Genomic DNA, 2339 nt, shown 5'->3' with positions numbered 1-2339 from the left:
GCCTTATCCAAGAAACGGGCAAGGCCGCGGGGATAACGGAAATGCCGCCTCCCGATCCGATGGCCGGATCGAGTGGCTCGACTGATTTCGGAACGGCTTCCTCGCGTATCCCCTGCGTTATTTTCGGACTTCCCGTCTCCACGGAGCCGATAGCGGGACATTCCAGGGAAATGGTCGCCGCGACCTTCACTCCAATGGGAAGGCAATCCGCAGTGCTCGCGGCTGATATAATGGCTAACGCGGGATACGATATCATCGTCAATCCCGAGCTGCTCGCGAAGATTAAGGCTGACTGGAAAGTCGCAGTCGGCGGCAGCAAATAGCTTTAGTGCATTCGCACAGGCAAAAAGCATCAGTTGAGTAAGGGCAAAGGGCCAGTTCGGCGTACAGAGCTGGCCCTTTCGATCTTTCCCGCTTTTAATCCTATGTCAGAGCTTCCTGAAATATTCGAATACGTCGATTTGGAATCTGTTATCGGAATAGAGCTTATTTCCCATAGAGAAGAAAAAAAATGTTCATCTAGGAAAAAGGAGGAAGAGAAACATGAATGAACTGGACGATTTCTATTCCTCCATCCGTGAAATCCTGAGCAAGGCTCGCCAGAAAGCCTATACCGCTGTCAACTTTGCCATGGTGGAAGCCTATTGGCAGATTGGCAGGCGCATTGTCGAGCAAGAACAGCAGGGCCGGGAGCGGGCAGGCTACGGGGAGTACTTGATCAAGGAATTGTCCAAAGAGTTAAGTTCGGACCTTGGGAAAGGATTCTCTTACGCCAATCTGTGGAACTTCCGCCAATTCTACCTGACATGGCCCCAAGAGGAAAAACTCTACGCACTGCGTAGAGAATTGACCTGGTCCCATTACCGCTTGATCATGCGAGTCGGAAATTCCGAGGCTCGCGACTATTATATACGTGAATCTGCCGATCAGCGGTGGAGCACTCGGGTGCTGGAACGGAACATCAACAGCCTCCAGTATGAACGTCTCCTTTCGTCTCGTGATAAACATGAAGCATTACTAGCCCCAACCGACGTGGAAAAGGAGCAGCCGCGGGACTTTATCAAAGATCCCTATGTACTGGAATTCCTGGATCTCCCGGAAGCCCCTTGGCCTAAGGAGCAATCCATCGAAAGCGCCATTGTTGACCATCTTCGATCATTTCTATTGGAGATGGGACGAGGTTTCTCCTTTGTCGGCCGCCAATTCCGCATCAGTACGGAAACCAAACACTTCTATATCGATCTTGTGTTCTATAACTACATACTGAAGTGCTTTGTCCTGATCGACCTTAAAACCACCGAACTGACCCACCAGGATATCGGCCAGATGGACATGTATGTCCGCATGTTGGACGATCTGAAAAAGCAAGCCGACGATAATCCTTCCATCGGCTTGATCCTCTGCGCGCAAAAAGATGAAACCGTTGTTAAATATTCCGTCCTGAAGGGAAGCGAACAGCTTTTTGCCTCCAAATACCGCTTGGTTTTACCCAGCGAGGAAGAGTTAGTGGTGGAATTGGAACGGGAGCAAAGGCTCTTGATGGAACGTAAGGATACATAGAAACGTGGAATGAAAAAGGAGCTGGCTTAATGACCCAATCGCAAATAATCCTTTATACCACTCCTGACGGCGATATCAAAATTGATACTGTTTTGCGGAACGAAACCATCTGGTTGCCCCAGACCGCCATGGCAGAACTGTTTGACGTCAATGTTCCCGCCATATCCAAACACTTGGCCAACATCTATGAAGAAGGGGAATTGAGCCGGGAAGCAACTGTTTCCAAAATGGAAACTGTTCAAAACGAGGGTGGGCGGCAGGTTACTCGCAATAAAGAGTTCTACAATCTCGACGCCATCATCGCCGTGGGCTACCGGGTCAACTCCAAACGGGCTACCCAGTTTAGAATATGGGCCACCAGTATTCTGAAAGAGTACATCATCAAAGGCTTTGCCATGGATGATGATCGGCTCAAAAAAGCCGATACCTGGGACTATTTTGACGAGTGGCTGGCGCGGATCCGGGATATCAGGGCCTCGGAAAAGCGTTTTTACCAGAAAATACGGGATATTTACACCACCGCGGTTGATTACGAAAAAACCTCGGAACAAGCCCAAGTATTCTTCAAAAAGGTCCAGAACAAAATGCTCTGGGCGATCACCGGCAACACCGCCGCCGAATTGATTGAATCCCGCAGCAATCCCAAACTGCCGAATATGGGCCTCACCTCCTGGCAGGGTTCCATTGTCCGCAAGCAGGATGTGGCCATCGCCAAGAATTATTTGAATGCCGATGAAATCAAAGACCTCAACGAAATCGTGACCATGTATCTTGATTAT

General features: G+C 49.6%; 3 protein-coding genes. All 3 read left to right on the top strand.

The window, feature by feature from the left end:
- The coding region (locus tag WBH99_RS07260; protein WP_424219442.1) for a hypothetical protein at positions 1 to 323 on the top strand (323 nt) is incomplete at its 5' end.
- A 220-nt stretch (positions 324 to 543) separates the two neighbouring features.
- A complete protein-coding gene (locus WBH99_RS07255; protein WP_424219441.1) occupies positions 544 to 1560 on the top strand; it encodes a PDDEXK nuclease domain-containing protein in 1017 nt (338 codons plus the stop codon).
- 29 nt (positions 1561 to 1589) lie between these two features.
- The coding region (gene rhuM, locus WBH99_RS07250; protein ID WP_424219440.1) for a RhuM family protein at positions 1590 to 2339 on the top strand (750 nt) is incomplete at its 3' end.

This window comes from Azovibrio sp., from assembly GCF_049658005.1.
Lineage (GTDB): Bacteria > Pseudomonadota > Gammaproteobacteria > Burkholderiales > Rhodocyclaceae > Azovibrio.
This window is presented reverse-complemented; position numbering and strand designations above follow the sequence as displayed.